The following is a 22705-nucleotide window of genomic DNA, read 5'->3' as shown; positions in this document are numbered from 1 at the left end:
CCGCCTACGTCCAGAAAAGGCCACTGGACGAATGATTTCAACCATGGCTAGCACAAAACCGGGCGATGGCGCCCGGACTTATGCACAAAATTCGTGTTGCGGTGCCGCAATGGTGAACGCAGGCGGCATGCTTCGCTATCAAAGCAATAGCGGACGTAAGTTGTTGATTTATATAGAGACTTTAAATTGCTTTTTTTCCGGGCAGTTTAAGAAAAGCCTTGATTTACAAGGCTTCGCGACGCGCCACGGCAAGCTATCAACAAAGTTATCCACAGAAAATCTGGAAATCTGTAAAGCGATGGTAAATCAAGGACTTAGCGCACTATCTGGATGTACTTCTCAAGAAGTAAACACATTTAGTTACTCCAAATGAGCTATTGGCTTCAAGTTGCCGTTGCCGCGCCCGCGCACAGTTCCATTGGCGGGCCACTGACCTACCAAAGCGAGTTGCCGCTTGCTGTGGGTGCCCTGGTGCGCGTGCCGCTGGGTAAACGCGAAGTCCTTGGGGTGGTGTGGGAAGTCGTACCTGACAGTGGAACGCTGCTGGAAATACAGACGCGTCATGTCACCGGTGTGCTGGAAGGGCTGCAGCCTCTTTCGGCGACCTGGCAAAAACTGGTGACGTTCACCGCCGCTTATTACCAGCGCTCCCTGGGCGAGGTGGCGCTGGCGGCATTGCCGCCGCAACTGCGCGACCTGAGCAATGTTCAGCTGGCGCGGCGGCTCAAGCGCCCGGTTGCGGACACCAGCGGCCCGCAGGACACCGCGGCTCTGATGCCGCTCAGTGCGCAGCAGGCTCTTGCCCTGGCTGAATTTGACAACGATACCCGGCCCGCGCTGCTGTTCGGCGCCACCGGCAGCGGCAAAACCGAGGTCTACCTGCGCGCCGCGGCCCGCGTGCTGGAGCAGGACCCCACAGCCCAGGTGCTGGTGATGGTGCCCGAGATCAACCTCACGCCCCAGCTGCAATCGCGCTTTGAAGCGCGTTTTGCCCACCTGGGCAAAGAGCGCGTGGTGGCCTTGCACAGCGGCCTGACCCCAGCCCAGCGCCTGAAAAGCTGGCTGGCGGCCCACGCCGGCCATGCGCGCCTGGTGCTGGGCACGCGCATGGCGGTGTTTGCCTCCATGCCGAATCTGCGCCTGCTGGTGGTCGATGAGGAACACGACCCAAGCTACAAGCAACAAGAGGGCGCACGCTATTCCGCCCGCGACCTGGCGGTCTACCGCGCCAAGATAGAGACCGAGGACGCCACGCATGACCATGGTCCTTGCAGGGTGCTGCTCGGTTCGGCCACGCCATCATTGGAGAGTTGGCAGGCGACACTGGCGGGCCGCTACCAACGCCTCACGATGAGTGAACGTATCGGTGACGTGGCCCCCACGCTTTTCGCTTCGCGTAATGCGCTGCCCCCCGAGGGGGCCAATTTTCCTAGGGGCGGCCCGTCGGAAAATTCCTCAGCGACGAGCTCTTCAGGAGGCCTGCCCACAGTTCGGCGCGTGGACATGAACCACCAGCCCAAGCACTGCGTGATTGCGCCGCCGCTGCTGGATGCCATCGCGCAGCGCGTAGCCCGTGGCGAGCAGTCGTTGATCTTTTTAAACCGGCGCGGCTATGCGCCTGTGCTGGCCTGCCACGACTGCGGCTGGAAAAGCGAGTGCCCGCACTGCAGCGCCTACCGCGTTTTTCACAAGATAGACCGCACCCTGCGTTGCCATCACTGCGGCTTCACCGAACGTGTGCCGCGCGCCTGCCCGAGCTGCGGCAACATCGACATCGCGCCCGTAGGACGCGGCACCGAACGGCTGGAAGAACATTTGGCCGAATTACTGGCCGGCGTGAAGCGGCCAGACGGCGAGCCGCCGCGCATTGCCCGTATCGACGCTGACACGACGCGGCTCAAAGGGGCGCTCGAATCGCAGCTGGCCAGCGTGCATGCGGGCGAGGTCGACGTGTTGGTCGGCACGCAGATGATCGCCAAGGGCCACGACTTTCGCCACATCACGCTGGTGGCGGCCATCAACCCTGACGGGGCGCTGTTCTCCAGCGACTTCCGTGCGCCCGAGCGCCTCTTCAGCCTCTTGATGCAGGCGGGGGGCCGCGCCGGCCGCGACGCGCGCCACAGTGAAGCCAGCGAGATGTGGGTGCAAACCTTCCATCCCGCCCATCCGCTTTTTGAAGCATTGAAAAAGCACGACTACCCGGGTTTTGTCGCGCAGCAGCTGGCCGAGCGCGAAGCGGCAGGCATGTCGCCCTTCGGTTTTTCAGCGCTGGTGCGCGCCGAGGCACGCGCGCAAGACGTGGCGCAAGGATTCCTGAACGCAGCAGCGGCCCAGGCCGAGGCGCAACAACTCACAGGGCACGAACAGGTCACCGCTTACCCGGCCGTGCCAATGACGATACAGCGCGTGGCCAATATCGAGCGTGCGCAAATGCTGGTTGAAAGCCCTTCGCGCGCAGCGCTGCAGCGCTTTCTGTCGGCCTGGCAGCCGGTGCTGTTTGAAACGCGCCAGCAGGCCGAATTCAAAAGCCTGATCCGCTGGGCGATTGATGTGGACCCGATTGCGATTTGATGGATGGTGGGCGGTTCGTTGGGCGGCGATTCAGTCCTTGCCTGTCCAAGGTGGGAGTTCGCCGCCGAACTCCTTGACAGACCGTTCGTTGAACTCGTCTCGCTCACGAATCTTCGAGCGCACGAAGGCGACAGCCTCTTCTGGCGACATGATTTGAACCAAGTTGCCGAGCTTGTGACGATTACCAAGGATGCCTCCCGGCTGAGTCTTTGAAGCTCCGTCGGCCGTGACCAAGATGGCATGGTACTTGGCAGCTTCGCACACGATGCGGATGTCGTTGCGCTGATTCTCATCCTTAGGTCCCTGTGGGAACAGAGCGGTCTGAACCTTCTCAAACAGCGGATCGTTCTCCGGAACCGGAGGTGTTGCGGTGTAGATCTGCTCGTTGGCTTTCTTGACGCGGAGCGGATCTCCATCCGCCTGTGCCTCGTCGTGGGCGACAGAGGAGATGTTGATCAGAATTACCTCGTCTGCGTACCACCGTTCGAGTAGATTTACCGCACCAAGCTTTTGCCGAGCATTGATGAGGTTCGTGTCGATTTGGAGTACAGGGATGTATAGCATGCGACGTTCCATTCTCTGCTTCCTCATTCCGCGCCTAACGTCGAAGTTGACCGGCATGCAGCGGCATTGCGCCACGAGGCGTCGGGGGAAGCGTGCACCTCGCGGCGCAATGCCGCTGCGTGTCCGTGTCGAACGACCTGTTAAGTCTCATCTGCTCACCTTTATGGCGCGTACCGCGCTTCGGATTGATTCGGCACTGGAGGGCATAGCTCCGCACTCAAGCACCAGCTTGTGAAACTCGTCGGATGCGTCATGCGGTTCGAGACGTTCCGAACGGACTACCGCTCGCGCCTTCGGGATCAGATCAAGAACATCTCCCCCAGTCAAGTAACCTGAGAAGCGCGCAGCTTCTTTGAACTCCGCGATAACCGCAGCAGGAAGATTTGGTCCGCACACAAAGTACTCGAGATACTTCATGAAGTGGGGATGCGCCAGGATCTCTGGTCCAGAGGTCCCGTTCTTCTCGAATATGTCCTGGCGGGACTTGCCACGGCCACCGGGATTCCGCTCCGGGTCGGTAAAGTACAAGCGCCGAACTTCGGAAACCGCGCCGCGCTTCAGCAAAGTTTCGGTTAAAGCGACCATCGGCATGATCGATGCGCGAAGGTCCTCATGCACCCTGGAGTGGAAGTGAATTTGAGCGAACAGCTCTTGCTCTCGACTCGTCAGCTCAATGTCGGGCGACCGCATGGTGAGACCTAACTTAATGTACGCCGCAAAATACGACGACCTAACTTGATAACTTCAATCTCGGAAGCATCAGGCATATGACTTTGACCTCTCACGTAATGTATGACGCGAAATGCGACAGGACAAGCTGGCGAATCTAACCGCAAAAACCAAGGGACACGTCCTCTCGATTGAAGAGATTGGGCGTTTGCTCACTGGAGGGCCGGCGATTGAGCGACCGCATTGACGATGAGGCCTGTGCAGCCAGACTGCGTGCATGCGTACCAGCGGTTTTCAGTGAAGCTGCAGCCCCCGTCCAGGCTATCTTTGACAAACAAGCAGTCGATGAATTGGCATTCAGTGAAGCTGCAACCTGCAAATGAGGCGCCGCGAAAGATGCATTTTCTGAATTTGACATTCACAAATGTGGCGGTGTTGAACAAGCTCCAATACCACTCCGATTCTTCGACGACGCAGCCCACGAGAACGCCGCTGAAACCGCTACCTTCTATATCAAGCTTGCTGAAGTTGCAGTATTTGAACGACCCCTCGTCCCAGCCTTTGGGCAGGGAGTCTTGGTCAAAGTCAGTGCTCTCAACGTAGAGTGTCATGGAAAATCTGGCAGAAGTGGATTTGAGTGAAGCGCCTGACGTAATGTATGCCGCAAAAGGCTGTGGCATGAACGGGCGCCGAGTTCAGGCGGCTGCGCGCCGTTGCTCCTGCCGCGCTGGGAAGGTCTCTCCCTCCGTCACTTGCCGCCAGTCCTCCTGCCCCATCCAGTCGCGCAGCGCCACCGCACCTTTAGGTGTGATCTCCAGCGCGCGCATACCCTGTCGGCGCAAGAGCCAGCCGCGCTCCAGGCTGTGGTTGCAGATCAGCGTGCCGAGTTGCCCGGCGACATGAAAGCGGCGCTCGCTCCAGTCAAGGCACGGGCGGCAGTAAGGCCGTTTGGTGTTGATGCTGGTGGGCGAGGTTGACAGCTCAATGCCCAGCCGCGCCAGCACGGCGCTGGCCTTGGCGGTGACGTGGCCGGCCTCGCCGTCAAACGTGATGGCGCCATCGGCCACCAGGTGGTGCGCGATGGCCACGCCGAGACGGCCGGCGATGTGGTCGTAGCAGCTGCGCGCCATGCGCATGGCGGCGTCTTTGGGGCCGGGCACTACGGCGCGGCGTGGCGCAGGCGCGTTCTGTGAGGCCAGCTGCGTGATGCCTTCCAGCACGCGTGCCACATCCACCGAGGCCAGGCGGTGGTAGCGGTGCCGGCCATGTTGCTCCACACACAGCAAGCCACCCTCCACCATCAGGGCCAGGTGGCGGCTGGCGGTTTGCGGCGACACGTTGCCGACACCGGCCAGTTCGTGGGCTGTGAGCGAGCGGCCGTCCAACAGCTCCATCAGCATGGCGGTGCGGGCCGGCTCGCCGACCAACGAGGCGATGTGTGCGATTTGGTTGGTATTCATCATGGTTTAAGACCTTCTGAGTACCAACCTTAGCAGCATCGAAAATCCCATGCTTCGCTCCGGGGCGAAGCATCGCACACCCTCTTCGCCGCACCATGGAGGCCATGCGGCAAGCACTGTCGCCCCCTCAAGGAAACTCCCATGGAAACGTCCGCGTCCCCCACCCTCCAATCGTCGGCGCCGCGCGCCTTTTTTGGCGCCACCGTGGTGCGCGCCGCCTTTGTACTGGCCATCTTCGGCTGGGGTATTGGCTTTTACAGCCCGGCGATTTTTCTGCACGCGGTGCTTGCGCGCACCGGATGGGCACTGCCCTTGGTGTCTGCCGCCGTGACGTTTCACTTTTTGTTCGGCGCGGGCGTGGTGGCCTACCTGCCGCGCATCCATGCCCGGCAGGGTGTGGCGGCCACTACCGCCGCAGGGTGCGCAGCGCTGGCTGTCGGCCTGTTGGGCTGGGCGCTGGCTGTGCAGCCCTGGCAGTTGTTTGTGGCCGCCATGCTGACGGGCGGCGGCTGGGTCACCATGGGCGCGGCGGGGATCAACGCCATCATCTCGCCCTGGTTTGTGCGCGGCCGGCCCATGGCCTTGGCCAAGGCCTATAACGGTGCCAGCCTGGGCGGCGTGATTTTCTCGCCGCTGTGGGGCGCGCTGATCGCGGCGATGGGTTTTACCGCCGCCACTCTACTGGTGGGCGCAGCCATGCTGGCCGTGGTGGTCTGCCTGTGTTTTTACGTGATCACGCAAACGCCGGAACGCATGGGCCAGCAGCCTGACGGTGACGCACCGGGCACGCCGGTACGCAGCGTCACCTCTGCGCATGCCAAGCCCTTGCCGGGCCGCCTGTTGTGGCGCGACCGGAGCTTTCGCACACTGGCTGCGGCGATGGCGCTGAGCATGTTCGCCCAGGCGGGCTTGATCACTCATTTGTATTCGCTGCTGGTGTCGGCCATGGGGGCTCAAGGCGCGGGCCTGGCGATGGCGTTGGCTACCGCTTGTGCCATCGGCGGCCGTACCATCGTCGCCAAATGCATGCCGGTCGGTGCCGACCGCCGGCTGGTGGCCAGTGTGAGTTACGCGGTGCAGATTGGCGGCTCGCTGCTGCTGGCCTCTGCGGCGGAACACCAGACCGCGTTGATCCTGCTGGGCGTGGTGCTGTTCGGCGTTGGCATCGGCAACGCGACCTCGTTGCCGCCGCTGGTGGCGCAGGTGGAATTCGTCAAGGAAGATGTGCCGCGCGTGGTGGCGCTGATCGTCGCGATGTCGCAAGGGCTGTGGGCACTGGCGCCTGCGACTTTTGCACTACTGCTGGTCACAGGCAATGGGAACCCAGCGCACTTCGGTGCGGGCACCGGCTTTTATTTCGGTGCGACGGTGCTGCTGCAACTCGCGGCCATCGCCTGCATGCTGGGCGGCCGCAAGCCGGCAGCCTGAGCGCCTCAGGAAAGGCGCGGCGTGGCGTCGGGCTTGCAGGCTTCAGCGCGCGCCAGCAGCAGTTCGCGCTCACGCAGGTTGCGCGTGAGCGAGGCGGCGCGTTCGAACTCCGCATGGGCCTCTTCGATTCGGCCGAGCTTGAACAAAAAGTCGGCGCGTACGCTGGGCAGCAGGTGGTAGTTTTTCATCAAGGGCTCGGCCAGCAGCGCATCGGCCACCTCCAGCCCCGTCGCCGGGCCAAAGGCCATGGCCAGCGCCACGGCGCGATTGAGCTCCACCACCGGCGAGGGCATGAGCTGCGCCAGCGCATCGTAAAGCGCGGCAATGCGCTGCCAGTCGGTGTCCGCACCGGTGGGCGCACGCGCATGGCAAGCGGCGATCGCGGCCTGTAACGCATACGGCCCCAGCGCGCCGCCTAACGCCTCAGCGCGTGCCAATGCGGCAAAGCCGCGGCGGATCAGGATATGGTCCCAGCTCGCACGGTTTTGTTCCAGCAGCAAGATGGGCTCACCCGACGGCCCGGTGCGCGCCTTGGCGCGCGAGGCCTGGATTTCCATCAGCGCCACCAGGCCATGAACCTCAGGCTCCTGCGTCGCGAGTTCGGCCAGCACACGCCCCAGCCGCAAGGCCTGGTCACACAGAGCGGGCCGCATCCAGTCGCCGCCCGAGGTGGCCAAGTAGCCTTCATTGAAGATCAGGTAGATGACTTCAAGCACCGAAGCCAGCCGGGCTTCGCGCTCGGCAGGGCCGGGCACCTCAAAGGGCACCCGCGCCTCGGCCAGGGTGCGCTTGGCGCGCACGATGCGCTGGGCCACGGTGGGTTCGGGCACGAGGAAGGCACGCGCGATCTCGTCGGTGCTCAGGCCGCCCAGCAGCCGCAGCGTCAGCGCGATGCGCGCTTCGGTGGACAGCACCGGGTGGCAGGCGGTGAAGATCAGGCGCAACAGGTCGTCGCCGTAGTCGTCGGCGCCGTCGTCCCCGTCGCCGGGATCGTCTACATCGGCAAAGGCCATGTCCTGCTCCATCTCCATTTCGCGGCCCAGCTCTTCGTGCTTGAGCGCGAGCAGCTTGCGCCGCCGCAGGTAGTCGATGGCGCGGTGCTTGGCCACCGCCATGAGCCAGGCGCCCGGGTTGTCCGGCACGCCCGTCTTGGGCCAGCGCTCCAGCGCGGTGACCAGCGCGTCTTGCGCGATCTCTTCGGCCAGGCCCACCTCTTGCACCATGCGTGCAACCTTGGCGATGACCTTGGCCGATTCGATGCGCCAGACGGCGTCGATGGCACGGTGGGTTTCATGCGACGCCATGCGGCTTCAGGCGCCCTTGCCTTTGCTGGTACTTTTGCTTTTCCCGCTGGGGGCCTGCTGCATCTCGACGAAGCCGGCGGCGGCTTCCTGCACGTCGGGCGGGAAGTCCGACATCTCCTGCACCTGGCGCACTTCGATGATTTCGTTCTCGCCGCCCGGGCAGCGCGTTGCCCACTTGATGGCTTCCTCGCGCGAGGCCACGTTGATCATCCAGTAGCCGCCCAGTACCTCACGGGCTTCGGCAAAGGGGCCGTCGCTGACATGGGCCTTGCCGCCCGGAAAGCTCACGCGCGCGCCCATGGAGGGCGGGTGCAGGCCGTCCAGCGCGAGCAACACGCCGGCTTTTTGCAGTGCTTCGTTGTATTTCATCATCGCGGCGACGGCGTCGGCGCTGGGCATGGTGCCTGCGTCGGCAGTTTCGTAGCCCTTGGGGATCATCAGCATCATGAATCGCATTTGAATACTCCTTGAGTGTGGGGCGGGTGAGCCGGGCTTACTTTTCTGCAGCAGCCTTCAGGTCGGCCAGGCCGGCTTCGAAATCCTTGCCCACCATCTTGTCCATATCGAAGAAGACATGCATGACCCTGGCCATCAGGGGCGCGGGGCCGGCCATATCCCAGCTGACCAAGCTGCCACCGGCTTGCGGCTGGAGAGTGAACACCACCTTGTTGTGGGCTTCGAAAGGTTTGCTGAAGTTCAGGTCTATCTTGACCAGGGAAGACGGTACGGACTCGGTGATCAGCATGTCACCCGTGCCGACTTCCTTGCTTTCCCAGGCGTAGGCAGAACCTTTGCCGGTGGCCGGGCCGCTGAAGCTGCGCTTCATGGCGGCGTCCTTCTTCTCCCAGGGCGACCAGGCGGCCCACTGTTTGTAGTCGTTGATCAGCGGAAAGATTTTTTCGGGTGGCGCCTGGATGGTGGTCTGGCGCTGGACGCGGAAGGTGTCGGGCTTGTTGGAGGCCAGTATCAGCACGGCCACGATAAACACCACAATGGCGACGGCTGCAATGATGGCGATGGTCTTGAACATGTTCTATTCCCTTAAGTTGGTGTTCGTTCACTTCGATGAATGGGCGAGCGCCGGGTTTATCGGGCCTCTCCGGCCCCAAAAAAACGTCTGCTCACTGGTACGACGAACGAAAAATGCGAAATCGACACGCCCGGTGAAAAAAATTTCAAATATTTTTGACCGAAGCCCTGAACGTTAGGCCGGGGCGAAATCTGCCGCCTCATATAGCAACCGGATCTCGACCTCAACCTCTTCCGTATCGCGAAACGGAAAGGGGTAACTCAGCGCCCAGTCCACCGCAGCCTGCAGCGAACGCGCCCGGATGATCCAGAAGCCGGCCAGCAACTCCTTGGCTTCGGCGAACGGCCCGTCCATCACGCTGGGTTTGCCTCGGGTGAACTTCATGCGGGAGGCGCTGGCGCTGGGCTTGAGCCCTTCACCCATGAGTAGCACGCCAGCCTTGACGGCATCGTCGTTGTGTTGGGCCATGCGCCCCAGCCACTGGTTGTCGGGCACGATGCCGGCTTCGGCGCGGTCATTGGCCTTGAGCAAAATCATGAAGCGGCGGAACCCCTCGGGCAGCGGCGGCGCGCCTTCCCCGGCGACGCCGCGCAGGCCGCCGGGGCAGCCACCCTCGCGGATTTCCAGCGAGGTATTGCCATCCGCATCCTCTTGAGGCCAGCGCTTGAGCCATTCCAGTGCGTCATCCCTGGAAGCCGCCTCAATCATGGTGAAACCGGCGATCAGCTCTTTGGCTTCGGTGAAGGGGCCATCGATGACCGTGGGCTTGCCACCGGAAAACCGGATGAGCGCGCCCTTTGAGCTTGCCTGCAGGCCCTCGCCGCCCAGCAGCATGCCGGCCTTGGCGAGTTCTTCGTTGTAGGCGCCCATGGCGGCCAGCAGTGCGGGGCTGGGCAGCTCGCCGGCTTCAGTGCTCGCGTCGGATTTGCGCAGGATCATGTATTGCATGCGTGGAATCTCCTTGGAACCCGGTTTTTACCTCAAACACGGGCCCGGCAGCCGGACGCCCGTTTTCAGGACTTTTCGCCGGACTGCGCCTCCACCTGCCGGCGCAGGCGTTCTTCGGCTTCGCGAAGCTCGGGCGTGAATTCCGCGCCAAAGTCTTCAGCCGAAAACACCTGGCGGATTTCAATTTCGGCCTCGCTCTCAGGTGGCAACGGGCAGCGCTTGACCCATTCAATGGCCTCTTCTTTGGACGAGACCTGCAGCATCCAGAAACCGGCGACCAGTTCTTTGGTTTCGGGAAAAGGCCCGTCGATGACGGTGCGCTTGCTGCCGGAAAATCTGACGCGCGCGCCTTTGGAACTGGGATGCAGCCCCTCGCCCGCCAGCATGACGCCGGCCTTGACCAGCGATTCGTTGAACTTGCCCATGTCGGCCAGCAGTTGTTCACTGGGCATTTCACCGGCTTCGCTGTGTTTGTCGGCTTTGATGAGAACCATGAATTTCATTTCGGACTCCTTGAAGTTGCGTTAGTTGCGTTGGGAGCGGAGAGCCCGGACAACCCAGGCAGAAAAATCCTGCTCTTACCGGTACGACGAACAGAAAGAGCGGAATCGACAGCGCGGGGCCATCTTTTTTCAGGTTTTTTTGTAACGACAGCCGAAAAGGCCTGGTACCTGGCTCAGGTCAGCAGGGTCACTGCTGCCGAAAAGCTGAAAAAGGCCAGCACCGTCGACAACAGGATGATGCGCGCGATGCGGCCGTTGTCCGCACCGAAACGCTCGGCCAGCAACGCCACATTGCTGGCGCTGGGCAGCGCCGCCACCAGCACGATGACGGTCAAAGCAAAAGGCTGCAAAGGCACGCCCACTGCGATGGCGCCCAGCCCGACGAGGCCCACCAGTACCGGGTGCACCACCAGTTTGATGAGAGCAACCGGCACATACTCCTTCAGGGGTGTGGCTGCCGTGCTGTTCATCTGCGAACGCGCCAGCACCGCGCCAATGGTGAACAGCGCTACCGGCGAGGCCGCATCGGCCAGCAGCCCGACGGTCTGCATCACCGGCGCGGGCAACATCACACCCAAGCCGGACGACAGCGCGCCCAGCACGATGGCCCACGGCATGGGATTGAGCGCCACGCCCTTGAGCGCATTCTGCGCGGCGACCTCGGCGCCATGAATGTCGGCCGAGTCCAGCCGCGACAGCGCGATGCACAGCGAGCTTGTCACCAGCAAATCAACCAGGATGGTGACGATGGCCGGTCCGGCGGCCTGCGCACCCAACAGCGCCACCAGCAGGGGCACACCCATGAAGCCGGTGTTGGGGAAGGCCGCCACCAGCGCGCCAAAAGACGCATCGTTCCATGCAATGCGGCCCTTGCGCGTGAGCATCACGGTGAAAGCCACCATCAACAGAGCACACACTAAATAGACGGCCACCAGGCTCGCGTCCAGCAGCTGCGCAATCGGCGTGCCGGCGCCAAAGCGGTACAGCATGCAGGGCAGTGCGAAATACAACACGAAGGTGTTCAGGCCAGGAATGGCCAGCTGCGGGAGCAGGCCCCGGCGTGCGGCAAGGTAGCCGCACAGCACCAGGGCAAAAAAAGGAAAGGTGACGAAAAGAATGCTGAGCACGGCGCTGATTGTCGCCCACGCCCTTGCATACGGGTGCGTAGCACGGCCCCGCTAGCACGCCGATTGAGCATAAAAAATAGCTGCGGCGCAGGCAGCGCCTGCGCAAGCAGCTATATTTTTAATAGCAAAAAGTGGCTGGCCAGCTGGTCCGCGTCAGGTGATCCCGATCTGAACCTGCCGGCCTGCCGCCGAACGCATGGAACTCGCCCGGCAGCGTTGCCCTTTAAAAGCTGTGCGCGATACCCGCGTAAACGGTTCTTTGCCCCTGGTTGACCGCCGGATTTCCCGAAATCCCCCCGTCCACCCCGAAGTTGGCACCACTGGAGTTGCTGACGCTACCGAATGACGCGTACAGCAGCGTGCGCTTGGACATGTTGTAGTCCGCACCCACCATGCCCAGCGTGGCCTTGCCGGCCACCCGGTCAGATTTGACGTGGAAGACCGAACCGATCAGCGTGAGCGCCGGGGTCACATCGTAGCGAACGCCAACCCAGGCATGCTTGAGCTTGGACGCGGCGGTGAGGGCCGCGTCGGGTGCGGTGATGTAGTCGTAGGCTGCATAGAGCTTGGCCGGGCCGAACTTGTAAGTGCCGCCTATGATGGTTTCCTTGGAGGTGCTGAAAACATCCGTGAAGGTGGCGGTAGCATTACGGCGCTGGGAATAGATGGCGCGCAGCATCAGGTCCTGGTTCGCATAGGTCATCGATATGCCTTCGCCGCGGTTGGCCTTGCTGTTTCCAGCCTGTTCGCCAAACGAGATTTGCCCGGTGGCGCTGAAGCCGCCCATATCAGGCGTTGAATACTCGACCACGTTGCTGGCACCGGGCCAGCTGCGGCCCCTGACCAGGGTGGCGCTGCCCACCCACTGTTGGCCAGTCGGGTCCAGGTCCCACACGTCGTTGCTGATGAACAGGTTCTTGCCAAGACGGAAGCTGCCCCAGCTGGCGTTGGACAGACCGACATAGGCGCGGCGGTTGAACAATGCCGAGCCGACCGAGCCGTTTTTCAGTTCAAACCCGCTTTCGAGAAGGAAGTTGGCCGCCAGCCCGCCGCCCAGGTCTTCCTTGCCCTTCATGCCCCACATGCTGGTGCCCCACTGGTTGCTGGCCACCATGGCTTTGGAGAAGCTGGCATTGGCCACCGGGTCATACACATTGTCAATATAGGCCAGGCCGGATACGGCACGTCCGTACAAGGTGACGCTGGACTGGGCCGAGGCCAACTGCGGCGCCAGCACGGCCGCGCAGGCCACGCCGAGGTACACACTACGGAAAGCAGCTTTCATGATTTGTCTCTCTTTGCTATGGTTAGGTTGAGTCAGTTAAAAAGTCCGGATATGCCCATTCGCCGGCATGGCTGCCCAGAGCGAACCCGGTTCGGGCGGGGAAAATCTGCGGCGAGCTTCATCGCGCTTTTCAGGGCTCGGTAGCTGGCAACGCCGCATGGCGTTTTGGCCGTATGGATGTCTGTTCATGACGGTCAGCCGACAGGTAAGGCGCGGTCCAGATGCACATAGCCGCCATCGGGATGAATCCACTGGCCCGTCGTGTGCGAGGCGCGATCGGACAGCAGGAACACCACCGTGTCGGCAATTTCGCGGTCGGTCGTCATGCGCTGGCCGAGGGGAATCCGGGCCGTGATGTCGGCCAGCGCCGCTGCAGGGTCGGCAAAGGTCTTGAGCCACGTTTCATAGAGCGGTGTCATGACTTCGGCCGGCAGCACCGCATTGACCCGCACGCCATGCGGCGCCAGCGCGGCAGCCCATTCGCGTGTAAGCCCCAGCTGGGCCGCCTTGGCCGCGACATAGCCGCTGGTGTTGCCCTGCCCGGTGAGCGCCGTCTTGGAGGAAATGTTGACGATGGCGCCGCGCCTGGCCTTGAGCTGGTCCAGGCACAGGTGCGCCATCAGGTAGTAATGCATCAGGTTGGACTGCAGCGAGCGCTTGAAGGCCTCGGGGCCGGCCTCCAGGCCGACGCTGTCGTTGACGCCGGCGTTGTTGACCAGCGCATCAATGCCGCCGAATTCGGCCACGGCGCCCTGCACCGCGGTCCGGCAGGCCGATTCGCTTTCAAGGTCGAGCTGGAAAAACCCGTGGCGTGCACCGAGATCCCGCAAGGCCGCGGAAAATTCCGGCAACAAGGGGCTGCGGCCGAAGATCACCGGCACGGCGCCTTCGCGTGCCAGCTGCAGGCTGATGGCCCCGCCAATTCCGGCGCCCCCGCCGGTGACAATGACAATCTTGTTTTGAAGGTGCAAATTCATCAAGGGCTCCGGTGTCAGATGTTGGTTATGGTCAGGCTCAGCCGAGGGTGTGTAGCGGCCATCAGCCCTTGAAGGCGTACTGCGCCAGCGATTCGCGCTTCATCTCAATCGAATAACCTGGCCGCTGCGGCGGCATGTAGGCGGCATGGCGAATCACGCAGGGGTCCACGAAATGCTCGTGCAGGTGGTCCACGTATTCGATCACCCGGCCTTCCTTGGTACCGGCGATGCAGAGGTAATCGATCATCGACAGGTGCTGCACGTATTCGCACAGGCCGACGCCGCCGGCATGCGGACAAACCTTGAGCCCATATTTGGCCGCCATCAACATCACGGCCAGCACCTCGTTGACCCCGCCCAGGCGGCAGGCGTCGATCTGCACCACGTCAATGGCGCCCTGCATGATGAGCTGCTTGAACATGACGCGGTTCTGGCACATCTCGCCGGTGGCGACCTGCATGTCGCCCTTCACCGCCTCGCGGATGCGGCGGTGACCCTCGATGTCGTCGGGGCTGGTCGGCTCCTCGATGAACCAGGGCTTGGCAAAGCCCAGGTGGCCCAGCCACTCAATCGCCTCGTTGACATCCCACACCTGGTTAGCATCAATCATCAGGGTGCGGTCGGGGCCGAGTACCTCGCGGGCGACGCGCACCCGCCGGATGTCGTCCTGCAGGTCGCGGCCCACCTTGAGCTTGATGTGCGAAAAGCCGGCGTCCACCGCCTCCTGGGCCAGGCGCCTGAGCTTTTCGTCGTCATAGCCCAGCCAGCCGGCGGAAGTGGTGTAGCAAGCGTAGCCTTCCTGCTCGAGCGTCTTCAGGCGCGCGTCCTTGCCGGCGGCCTGGCGCGTCAACAGTGCCAGCGCTTCGGCCGGCGTGATGCAGTCGGTGATGTAGCGGAAGTCGATCAGCCTGACGATCTCTTCCGGGCTCATGCGGGCCACCAGCTTCCACACCGGCAGGCCCTCCTGCTTGGCCCACAGGTCCCACACGGCATTGACCACCGCGGCTGTCGCCAGGTGGATCGCGCCCTTGTCGGGGCCGATCCATCGCAGCTGGCTGTCCGAGGTGATGTAACGCCAGAAGCGGCCCATGTCTTCGGTCACCCAGTCCATGTCGAGGCCGACCACCAGGTGGCGCATGGCTTCTATGGCGGCGCAGCAGACTTCATTGCCACGGCCGATGGTGAAAGTCAGGCCATGGCCTTCAAGCCCCGGCTCGCCGGTTTCCAGCACCACATAGGCCGCCGAATAGTCCGGGTCCGGATTCATCGCGTCCGAGCCGTCGAGATGCCGCGACGTGGGAAAGCGCACATCGACGACACGCATGGATTGGATAGTGCTCATGAATGATTGCCTGGGGACTGCTGTTTGCCTGGTGAAGAAGCGCTTCAGCGCGTGGCCCTGAGGCCGCCGCACCCATCAGTCATACAGAACCGCAGCGATCTTGGGATCGTTGATGGTGGTCTTGTCGTAGTAGTAAAAGCCGGTATCGATGATCTTGGGGAGCTTTTCGCCCTTGAGGGACTTGACCGCCGCCTCCACCGTCTTGTAGCCAATGCCGACCGGGTTCTGGGTGATGGCGCCGGCCATCGAGCCATCCATGATGGCGGCCTTTTGCTGCTTGCCGGAGTCGTAGCCGATGATCACCACCTTGCGCTTCATTTCCCTGGCGCCGTTCAGCGCGCCGATGGCCGAGCCTTCGTTCGCGCCGAAAATTCCCTTCAGGTTGGGGTTGGCCTGCAGGATGGACTTGGTGATCTCGGTCGATTTGAGCTGGTCGCCGCCGCCGTACTGCACGCTGACGATCTTGATGTTGGGATAGGTTGACTTGATACGGTTGACAAATCCGTCGGTGCGATCGATGCCGGTGCGGCTGGTCTGGTCATGCACCACCAGGGCGACATCGCCGCTTTTACCGATCAGCTCGGCCATCTTGTCGGCAGCGAGGGCGGCGGCGGCCACGTTGTTGGTGGTGGTCGTGGTTACCGGAATATCGCTGTCCACGCCCGAGTCAAAGGCGATGACCGGGATCTTGGCGGCCTGGGCTTTTTTCAGCAGCGGGATCGACGCCTTGCTGTCCAGCGCGGCAAAGCCGATGGCCGACGGCTTTTTGGCCAGCGCCGCCGCGAACATGTCGATCTGCTTGTCTACCATGCTCTCGCTCTCGGGGCCTTCGAAGGTCACCTTGACCTTGTAGTCCTTGCCGGCCTGCTCGGCGCCGGCCTTGACGGCTTGCCAGAACTGGTGCTGAAAGCCCTTGGAGATCATTGGAATGTAGATCTCGTCGGCGGCCAGCGCCGTCGTGCTCAAGGTGGAAGCCAGGCCAAGGCCCAGCGCAAGGCTCAAAAGTGTTCGTTTCAAAATCATGGTCATCTCCGGATCGTTATGGGTGTTGCAATGAAATATCAGAAATCAAACGTTGGCAGGGCCTGGGGTTTGGGTTTCTCCTTCGTAAGAACTGCACGCAGGCGGATAGCGGCTGAAACCGCACTTGCTTTCATTTACTTGCGCTTTCGCAAAATATCGGCATACACCGCCACGATGATGATCAGGCCCGTCACCACCGTCTGCCACTCCTGGGCCACCGACATGATGCGCAGCCCGTTGGTCAGCACACTCATGATGAAGGCGCCGATGATGGTGCCCAGGATCGTGCCCGCCCCACCGCTCAACGAGGTACCTCCGATCACGACGGCGGCAATCGCGTCCAGCTCATAACCCTGGCCCAGCGCCGGCTGCGCGGAATTCAGGCGCGAGGCGATGAGCAGCCCGGCCACGCCGCAAATCGCGCCGCTGAGCGTGTAGACAATGATCTTCCAGCGGTCCACATTCACGCCCGACAGGCGTACCGCCTCTTCGTTGCTGCCCAGCGCGAAGGTGTAGGTCCCCAGCACCGTCTTGTTCAGGATCAGGCTGGATACCACCGCCACCACAAACAGGATCAGCACCGCATTGGGGATGGGCAGATCGGGCAGGAAATAACCGATCAACGACTCCTGGGAAATGACCGAGAACTCCGGCGTGTCGTTGAAATAGATTGGCTTGGATTGGGTGATGACCAGCGACAGGCCTTTGAGCATGAGCATCATGCCCAGCGTGGCAATGAAAGGCGGGATCTTCAGCTTGGCAATCAGCACGCCCGAGGTGAAGCCAGAGAACGCACCGAAGAAAATGGCGGCCAGCACGCCCAGGTAGAAGGGCAGGCCCCAATAGGTCAGCACCACCCCGGCCATGACGGCGCAAAAGGTCATCAAGGTGCCCACCGACAGGTCGATGCCCGAGGTGATGATGACAAAGGTGCAGGCGATGGCCAGCACGCCGTTAACCGCAGTGGCCTGCAAAATGCCCACCATGTTGTCGGTCTGCATGAAACTGGACGAGGCCATGCTGAAGAAAATCAGCAACCCCAGCAAGCTGGCAAATGCCAACAGCTTTTGACGGGTGTTGCTGCTAAAAGCTGCAGTTTTGAAACCTTGCAGCAACTTGGAGACGGTCATGGATGGTGGTTCCGGTATTCTTAGAAGGCAGCAGCGGCAACCGTGCCGGAAACGGTAGCCGTGGCTTCGCGCTGGGTGGCGAGCTGCATGATTTTTTCCTGGGTCGCGTCCCGTGCCGCCAGCTCGCCGGTGATGCGGCCCTCGCACATCACCACGATGCGGTGGCTCAGCCGCAGCACCTCGGGCAGTTCGGAGGAGATCATCACGATGGCACGGCCCTGCGCCGCCAGCGCATTGAGCAGCTTGTAGATTTCACTCTTGGCGCCCACGTCAATGCCGCGCGTAGGCTCGTCAAAAAACAGGATCTCGCAGTCGCGCACCAGCCATTTGGCGACGACGATTTTTTGCTGGTTACCCCCCGACAGCAGCGCCACTTTCTGCAGCGGGCTTGGGGTCTTGATGCCCAGTTGCGCGATCAGCTTCGCAGCCGTGTCCTGTATGGCCGCGGGCTTGAGAAGAAACCCGAAGCTCAAGAACCGCCGCAAGCTCGACAGCACAATGTTGGTCTGCACATCCATGCCGGTGGCCAGACCGAAGTGCTTGCGGTCTTCCGACAGGTAGCCGATGCCGTGCTCAACCGCGTCGGCCGGGCTATGCACCCCGATCTGGCGGCCCCTGACCCAGATCTCTCCCGAATCCCTTTTGTCGGCGCCGAACACGGCACGCGCCACTTCGGTTCGGCCCGCGCCCATCAGGCCGGCAAACCCGAGGATTTCGCCCTTGCGCACGGTGAAGCTGACATCCTTGATCGTACGGCCGCGATTGAGCCCGCGCACCTCCAGCACGGTCTCCCGGCCCTGACCGGTTGCCGGCGGCCTCTCGTCTTCAAGCAGCGCGCGCCCGACCATCATGCCGATGATGGTGTCCATGCTGGTGGTGGCAGTCGGCACGGTGCCGATGTACTGGCCGTCGCGCATCACTGTCACGCGGTCCGAGATGCGCTTGAGCTCGTCCATCTTGTGCGAGATGTACACGATGCCGACGCCGTGGCGCTTGAGCTGGCCGATGATGCGGAACAAGTCGTCGATTTCCGCATTGTTCAGCGCGGCAGTGGGCTCGTCCATGATCAGCACGCGAGAGTCGAACGACAGCGCCTTGGCGATCTCCACCATCTGCTGGCGCGCCACCGTCAGGTCGCAGACCAGCGTGTGCGGTTCCAGGTTCAGGTTCAGGCGGTCGAATATCGCTTTCGTGTCACGGGCCATCTTCTCGGTATCGATGAACAGCCCCAGCCGCCCGAGCGGCTCGCGTCCGATGAAGATGTTCTGCGCCACGCTCAGATGGCTCATCAGGTTGAGTTCCTGGTGGATGATGCCGATGCCCAGCGCCTGCGCAGCGCGCGGGCTGGCAATCTCGACCGCCTGACCGTCGATGCTGATCTCGCCCGCATCCTTCTGGTAGACCCCGGCCAGTATCTTCATCAGGGTCGATTTCCCGGCGCCGTTCTCGCCCATCAGCGCATGCACCTCGCCTGCGGCAACCTCAAGCCGGGCGTTGTGCAACGCGCGCACTCCCGGAAAGGATTTGCACAGGTTGCTGATGCTCACAAGAGGTGTCATGGGCGGTTCCGGACAGGCGCGGTGCTCGCTCAGATCGGCGCGATGTCGTTGACCGTGGCCCGACGGCCCGTCGACCGGCCCGGAGTACGCCCAAACCAGGCGCTGCAGCAACGCCCGGAATCACCCGGGGCCAGGCAAACCGGTGTACGGGCCTGGCCGACGCCTTGGGCGGCCGCGCAGATCGATACTGTTTTTCCTTCCAAACTTCCTGGGTGCATGACAAAAACCTTTTTGCGTTGACGGAACCGTTCAATGAGGCGAAGGCACCAAAATCAGGAAACTTATTGTTACAAATGGTTCATTGATGAACAATCTATTCACTTATGGATTGAAGCGGTGTGAATCATAGAAATTTGCTCATCTTTCCAAGCCCCGGACTTTCCCTAGGTCAAGATTTAATTTATTGATGAACATTAAGTGCAAAAGTAAATAAATCTAAAACAATGAAGGCGAAAGTCTTCGCGAGCGCCGCGTGCCATATCAAGAGCGCTGCGTTACATATCAAAATTGCAATGCCTTTGACCTCACCCACCCTGCCGCCATGACACAAAAATATTCCGTTCTCCCGACGAATGACCAGAACACGAACGACGCCGTCGTCACCGCATCCCCGCCTCTTGCCGACGACCGCTACCGGGCACCGGCGCTTGACAAGGGCCTGGACATCCTTGAGTTGCTGGCTCGCCAGCCGCAGGGCCTGACGCGCGCGGAGATCGTCAAGGAAATGGACCGCAACGCGAGCGAGATCTACCGCATGCTGGAGCGGTTGGTGGCACGGCAATATGTCATGCGCTCGCTCTCGGGCGACCGCTACTCGCTGAGCCTGAAACTCTTCACGCTGGCGCACATGCATCCACCGCTCAACCGGCTGGTGACCCAGGCCATTCCCATCATGGAGGCCTTTGCGCACAAGGCTGAGCAGGCCTGCCACATGGGCGTCTATGACCAGGGCAACGTGCTGATCACCGCACAGGTCAACGGCCCCGGCACCTGGAGCATGACGATCCGCGTGGGCGTGCATGTCGGGCTGGTCGATACCGCCTCGGGCCGGGTGTTGCTGGCTTTCGCGGATGCCAGCCAGACTCAGCAAATGCTGACCCAGCACACCGCACTCGAAGGCGAAGTGCCGATCGGGTCCGATGCATTGGCTGCCGCCCTCGGTGTCATCCGGGAGCAAGGCTATTTCGAGCGCGACAGTCTGCAGTCTTTCGGCGTGGCCGATATTTCCTGCCCCATCTTCGGGCCCGACCACAGCGCCCTGGCCGCGTTGACCTGCCCTTACGTGCGGCGCATAGACCGCCACGTCGGCCCCGACCAGAAAACCGTGCGCCTGCTGCTGCAGCAGGCAGCCCAGGCACTGTCGTTGACGCAGGGTGGGTTCGCCCCGGCGAGCCGGAACGCATGAAGCCGCGCCTGCTCCTATGCTATTGATTCGATAGCTGCCAGCGCAGACCAGCACTGCGCTGCAAGCATTTATTGCTTGAATCCGGGGCTTGTGGTGGTTCCGTGCGGGCGCGGTCTTTTTTCATCCAGCTAAAGCGCCAGGCATGAAACCTGCGGTGCGGTCCAAACCGAGCTACAGGCTCCAAAAGGGCAGCCGCTATGATTTGCCGTTCCCTGGCTGTCCCTGACAGGGCCGGTCCCGCGCATTTTTCCCCTTGGAATCGATTGTTTTCATGACCCACGGCCTGAACCTCGCCCAACAAGAAGCCGTGAACTACCTGCATGGTCCCTGCCTGGTACTGGCGGGCGCCGGTTCCGGCAAGACGCGAGTGATCACACACAAGATAGGCCGGCTGATCCAGTCAGGGCTCAAGCCTGAGCAGATTGCCGCGATCACCTTCACCAACAAGGCCGCCGCTGAAATGCGCGAACGGGCCAAGGCGCTGATCGGCAAAAGCGCCAAGGGCGTGCTGGTCTGCACCTTCCACGCACTGGGCGTGCGCATGCTGCGCCAGGACGGCGCGGCGCTGGGCCTCAAACCCCAGTTCTCGATTCTCGACAGCGACGATGTGACCAGCATCATCAAGGACGCCGGCGGCAGCACCGATGCGGCCACGGCGCGGCAATGGCAATGGACCATCAGCCTGTGGAAGAACATGGGCCTCAATGCAGCAGAAGCCATGGTGCAGGCCAATGGCGACGAAGAGCGCGCCATCGCCCGCGTGATGGCGCACTACGAAGAGCGCCTGACGGCCTACCAGAGCGTCGACTTCGACGACCTGGTCGGCCTGCCGCTCAAGCTGCTGCGCGAGCACGACAGCGTGCGCGAAAAATGGCAGCAGTCGCTGGGCCATGTGCTGGTCGACGAATACCAGGACACCAACGCCACGCAGTACGAGATGCTCAAACTGCTGGTCGGTCCGCGCGGCCGCTTCACCGCCGTGGGCGACGACGACCAGTCGATTTACGGCTGGCGCGGCGCCACGCTGGACAACCTGAAAAAGCTGCCGCAGGACTACCCCAACCTCAAGGTCGTGAAGCTCGAGCAGAACTACCGCTCCACCAGCGCCATACTGCGCGCGGCCAACAACGTGATCGGCCCCAATCCCAAGCTGTTTCCCAAGACGCTGTTCAGCGAGCTCGGCGAAGGCGAGCCGGTGCGCGTGATCGATTGCGACAGCGAAGAGCACGAAGCCGAACGCGTGGTGGCCCGCATCCAGAGCCTGCGTGCCGAAGGCAGCTTGCAGGCAGAAGGCGGGCAGTACAAGGAGTGGAAAGATTTTTGCGTGCTGTACCGCGCCAACCACCTGGCCAAGCCTTTCGAGAAGGCCTTTCGCAAAGCCAACATTCCGTACAAGGTCTCGGGCGGCCAAAGTTTTTTCGACCGTGCCGAGATCAAGGACCTGTGCTGCTGGATGCGGCTGCTGGTCAACAACAATGACGACCCGGCGTTCATGCGCGCGGTGACCACACCCAAGCGCGGCATCGGCCACACCACGCTGGGCGCACTCGGCACCTTCGCGAGCCAGTCGAAGCAAAGTCTTTTCGAAGCGCTCTTCAGCAACTCGCTGGGCTCGGTGCTGCCGGCCAAGGCGGTGGGTTCGCTGCACGAGTTTGGCCGCTACCTCAACGACCTTGAGTACCGCGCCAAGCGCACTGTGGGCGCGGAAGACGCGCGCGTTTTCCTGAACGACTGGCTCAAGGAAATCGACTACGAGAAGCACCTCTACGACGGAGAAGACAGCGAAAAGCTGGCCGCCGCGCGCTGGACCAACGTGATGGATTTCTGCGACTGGGTGGCCCAGCGCTGCGGCGGGCAGATCGATGACGCCTCAGGCGCCGTGGTGGCCGCCGAAACCAAAACCATGCTCGAAGTGGTGCAAACCATTGCCCTGCTCTCCACCATCAGCGAACGCGAAGGTGACCAGAACGTGGTGACCCTCTCTACCTTGCATGCCGCCAAGGGCCTGGAGTGGCCGCACGTGGTGCTGGCCGGCGTGAACGAAGGCCTGCTGCCCTTCAAGCTGGAAGACGATGACGGAGTCAACACCGACAGCATCGCACTGCGCCTGCAGGAAGAGCGCCGCCTGATGTACGTGGGCATCACCCGCGCGCAGCGCACGCTGGCGGTGAATTGGCTGCGCAAACGCAAGAAGGGCCGCGACATGATTCCCGGCGCACCCAGCCGCTTCATCGCCGAGATGGCGCTGGACAAGGCCTCCGCGAAGGAAGACCCGCGCGAAAAGATCAAGGCCTTGCGTGCGGAGTTTGCGAAGAAGTCAGCGGACGGGATTGCGGCGGCAGCGGCGGCAGAGACGCGCTAGCGCTGCCCTGTTCCGTGG

The 22705-nt window shown here is 62.2% G+C and carries 21 protein-coding genes; 5 read left to right on the top strand and 16 right to left on the bottom strand.

Annotated features, from left to right (window positions below):
* Window positions 1-31 precede the first annotated feature (31 nt).
* Entirely contained in the window at window positions 32-373 is a 342-nt protein-coding gene (locus tag ACXJKE_RS21850) for a hypothetical protein (RefSeq protein WP_457282687.1), read from the top strand.
* Window positions 370-2571, top strand: a complete 2202-nt coding sequence (priA, locus tag ACXJKE_RS21845) for a replication restart helicase PriA (protein WP_457282686.1) — start codon at window positions 370-372, stop codon at window positions 2569-2571. Before ACXJKE_RS21850 ends, priA begins: the two co-directional genes overlap by 4 nt.
* 30 nt (window positions 2572-2601) lie before the next feature.
* On the opposite strand, the gene ACXJKE_RS21840 is transcribed toward priA, so the two are convergent.
* From ACXJKE_RS21840 to ACXJKE_RS21825, 4 genes are all read right to left on the bottom strand, one after another.
* Complete coding sequence (locus ACXJKE_RS21840; RefSeq protein ID WP_457282685.1) at window positions 2602-3147, bottom strand: hypothetical protein; 546 nt, start codon at window positions 3145-3147, stop codon at window positions 2602-2604.
* Window positions 3148-3282: 135 nt separating this feature from the next.
* Window positions 3283-3825: a hypothetical protein gene (locus ACXJKE_RS21835; RefSeq protein WP_457282684.1), complete on the bottom strand. Its 543-nt coding sequence runs from the start codon at window positions 3823-3825 to the stop codon at window positions 3283-3285.
* A 191-nt stretch (window positions 3826-4016) separates the two neighbouring features.
* Entirely contained in the window at window positions 4017-4415 is a 399-nt protein-coding gene (locus tag ACXJKE_RS21830; protein ID WP_457282683.1) for a pentapeptide repeat-containing protein, read from the bottom strand.
* An 84-nt stretch (window positions 4416-4499) separates the two neighbouring features.
* Window positions 4500-5264: an ArsR/SmtB family transcription factor gene (locus ACXJKE_RS21825; RefSeq protein ID WP_457282705.1), complete on the bottom strand. Its 765-nt coding sequence runs from the start codon at window positions 5262-5264 to the stop codon at window positions 4500-4502.
* A 141-nt stretch (window positions 5265-5405) separates the two neighbouring features.
* Here ACXJKE_RS21825 and ACXJKE_RS21820 point away from each other — a divergent pair, with 141 nt between their 5' ends.
* A complete protein-coding gene (locus ACXJKE_RS21820) occupies window positions 5406-6692 on the top strand; it encodes an MFS transporter (protein WP_457282682.1) in 1287 nt (428 codons plus the stop codon).
* A 5-nt stretch (window positions 6693-6697) separates the two neighbouring features.
* On the opposite strand, the gene ACXJKE_RS21815 is transcribed toward ACXJKE_RS21820, so the two are convergent.
* The 12 genes from ACXJKE_RS21815 to ACXJKE_RS21760 all read right to left on the bottom strand — a co-directional run bounded on the left by ACXJKE_RS21815 (window position 6698) and on the right by ACXJKE_RS21760 (window position 18920).
* Window positions 6698-7996: an RNA polymerase sigma factor gene (locus tag ACXJKE_RS21815; protein ID WP_457282681.1), complete on the bottom strand. Its 1299-nt coding sequence runs from the start codon at window positions 7994-7996 to the stop codon at window positions 6698-6700.
* A 6-nt stretch (window positions 7997-8002) separates the two neighbouring features.
* Window positions 8003-8452 carry a YciI family protein gene (locus tag ACXJKE_RS21810; protein WP_457282680.1) on the bottom strand — a complete coding sequence of 150 codons (450 nt, stop codon included), beginning with the start codon at window positions 8450-8452 and terminating at the stop codon, window positions 8003-8005.
* 37 nt (window positions 8453-8489) lie between these two features.
* Complete coding sequence (locus ACXJKE_RS21805; RefSeq protein ID WP_457282679.1) at window positions 8490-9026, bottom strand: SRPBCC family protein; 537 nt, start codon at window positions 9024-9026, stop codon at window positions 8490-8492.
* A gap of 174 nt (window positions 9027-9200) precedes the next feature.
* Window positions 9201-9974, bottom strand: coding sequence for a YciI family protein (locus ACXJKE_RS21800; RefSeq protein ID WP_457282678.1), 774 nt, complete (start codon window positions 9972-9974; stop codon window positions 9201-9203).
* A 65-nt stretch (window positions 9975-10039) separates the two neighbouring features.
* Window positions 10040-10477, bottom strand: a complete 438-nt coding sequence (locus ACXJKE_RS21795; protein ID WP_457282677.1) for a YciI family protein — start codon at window positions 10475-10477, stop codon at window positions 10040-10042.
* Between the two features lie 173 nt (window positions 10478-10650).
* Entirely contained in the window at window positions 10651-11604 is a 954-nt protein-coding gene (locus tag ACXJKE_RS21790) for an AEC family transporter (protein WP_457282676.1), read from the bottom strand.
* A 223-nt stretch (window positions 11605-11827) separates the two neighbouring features.
* Entirely contained in the window at window positions 11828-12889 is a 1062-nt protein-coding gene (locus ACXJKE_RS21785; protein WP_457282675.1) for a porin, read from the bottom strand.
* A 194-nt stretch (window positions 12890-13083) separates the two neighbouring features.
* Window positions 13084-13866: an L-fucose dehydrogenase gene (locus ACXJKE_RS21780; protein WP_457282674.1), complete on the bottom strand. Its 783-nt coding sequence runs from the start codon at window positions 13864-13866 to the stop codon at window positions 13084-13086.
* A 61-nt stretch (window positions 13867-13927) separates the two neighbouring features.
* Window positions 13928-15208 carry an L-fuconate dehydratase gene (locus ACXJKE_RS21775; RefSeq protein WP_457282673.1) on the bottom strand — a complete coding sequence of 427 codons (1281 nt, stop codon included), beginning with the start codon at window positions 15206-15208 and terminating at the stop codon, window positions 13928-13930.
* Window positions 15209-15283: 75 nt separating this feature from the next.
* Window positions 15284-16228 carry a substrate-binding domain-containing protein gene (locus tag ACXJKE_RS21770; RefSeq protein WP_457282704.1) on the bottom strand — a complete coding sequence of 315 codons (945 nt, stop codon included), beginning with the start codon at window positions 16226-16228 and terminating at the stop codon, window positions 15284-15286.
* Window positions 16229-16365: 137 nt separating this feature from the next.
* On the bottom strand, window positions 16366-17361 hold the full coding sequence (locus ACXJKE_RS21765; RefSeq protein WP_457282672.1) for an ABC transporter permease: 996 nt from the start codon (window positions 17359-17361) through the stop codon (window positions 16366-16368).
* A gap of 20 nt (window positions 17362-17381) precedes the next feature.
* The gene (locus tag ACXJKE_RS21760; protein WP_457282671.1) at window positions 17382-18920 is read right to left on the bottom strand and encodes a sugar ABC transporter ATP-binding protein; all 1539 of its coding nucleotides are present in this window, start codon (window positions 18918-18920) and stop codon (window positions 17382-17384) included.
* Window positions 18921-19461: 541 nt separating this feature from the next.
* Here ACXJKE_RS21760 and ACXJKE_RS21755 point away from each other — a divergent pair.
* The gene (locus tag ACXJKE_RS21755) at window positions 19462-20325 is read left to right on the top strand and encodes an IclR family transcriptional regulator (protein ID WP_457282670.1); all 864 of its coding nucleotides are present in this window, start codon (window positions 19462-19464) and stop codon (window positions 20323-20325) included.
* A gap of 271 nt (window positions 20326-20596) precedes the next feature.
* A complete protein-coding gene (locus ACXJKE_RS21750) occupies window positions 20597-22687 on the top strand; it encodes an ATP-dependent helicase (RefSeq protein WP_457282669.1) in 2091 nt (696 codons plus the stop codon).
* Window positions 22688-22705 lie beyond the last annotated feature (18 nt).

Source organism: Polaromonas sp. P5_D5 (assembly GCF_054049435.1).
This window is presented reverse-complemented; position numbering and strand designations above follow the sequence as displayed.

Coding starts and splice junctions, on each gene's coding strand:
- ACXJKE_RS21850 (WP_457282687.1), top strand. CDS start 32: ATGATTTCAACCATGGCTAGCACAAAACCGGGCGATGGCGCCCGGACT.
- priA (WP_457282686.1), top strand. CDS start 370: ATGAGCTATTGGCTTCAAGTTGCCGTTGCCGCGCCCGCGCACAGTTCC.
- ACXJKE_RS21840 (WP_457282685.1), bottom strand. CDS start 3,147: ATGGAACGTCGCATGCTATACATCCCTGTACTCCAAATCGACACGAAC.
- ACXJKE_RS21835 (WP_457282684.1), bottom strand. CDS start 3,825: ATGCGGTCGCCCGACATTGAGCTGACGAGTCGAGAGCAAGAGCTGTTC.
- ACXJKE_RS21830 (WP_457282683.1), bottom strand. CDS start 4,415: ATGACACTCTACGTTGAGAGCACTGACTTTGACCAAGACTCCCTGCCC.
- ACXJKE_RS21825 (WP_457282705.1), bottom strand. CDS start 5,264: ATGAATACCAACCAAATCGCACACATCGCCTCGTTGGTCGGCGAGCCG.
- ACXJKE_RS21820 (WP_457282682.1), top strand. CDS start 5,406: ATGGAAACGTCCGCGTCCCCCACCCTCCAATCGTCGGCGCCGCGCGCC.
- ACXJKE_RS21815 (WP_457282681.1), bottom strand. CDS start 7,996: ATGGCGTCGCATGAAACCCACCGTGCCATCGACGCCGTCTGGCGCATC.
- ACXJKE_RS21810 (WP_457282680.1), bottom strand. CDS start 8,452: ATGCGATTCATGATGCTGATGATCCCCAAGGGCTACGAAACTGCCGAC.
- ACXJKE_RS21805 (WP_457282679.1), bottom strand. CDS start 9,026: ATGTTCAAGACCATCGCCATCATTGCAGCCGTCGCCATTGTGGTGTTT.
- ACXJKE_RS21800 (WP_457282678.1), bottom strand. CDS start 9,974: ATGCAATACATGATCCTGCGCAAATCCGACGCGAGCACTGAAGCCGGC.
- ACXJKE_RS21795 (WP_457282677.1), bottom strand. CDS start 10,477: ATGAAATTCATGGTTCTCATCAAAGCCGACAAACACAGCGAAGCCGGT.
- ACXJKE_RS21785 (WP_457282675.1), bottom strand. CDS start 12,889: ATGAAAGCTGCTTTCCGTAGTGTGTACCTCGGCGTGGCCTGCGCGGCC.
- ACXJKE_RS21780 (WP_457282674.1), bottom strand. CDS start 13,866: ATGAATTTGCACCTTCAAAACAAGATTGTCATTGTCACCGGCGGGGGC.
- ACXJKE_RS21775 (WP_457282673.1), bottom strand. CDS start 15,208: ATGAGCACTATCCAATCCATGCGTGTCGTCGATGTGCGCTTTCCCACG.
- ACXJKE_RS21765 (WP_457282672.1), bottom strand. CDS start 17,361: ATGACCGTCTCCAAGTTGCTGCAAGGTTTCAAAACTGCAGCTTTTAGC.
- ACXJKE_RS21760 (WP_457282671.1), bottom strand. CDS start 18,920: ATGACACCTCTTGTGAGCATCAGCAACCTGTGCAAATCCTTTCCGGGA.
- ACXJKE_RS21755 (WP_457282670.1), top strand. CDS start 19,462: ATGACACAAAAATATTCCGTTCTCCCGACGAATGACCAGAACACGAAC.
- ACXJKE_RS21750 (WP_457282669.1), top strand. CDS start 20,597: ATGACCCACGGCCTGAACCTCGCCCAACAAGAAGCCGTGAACTACCTG.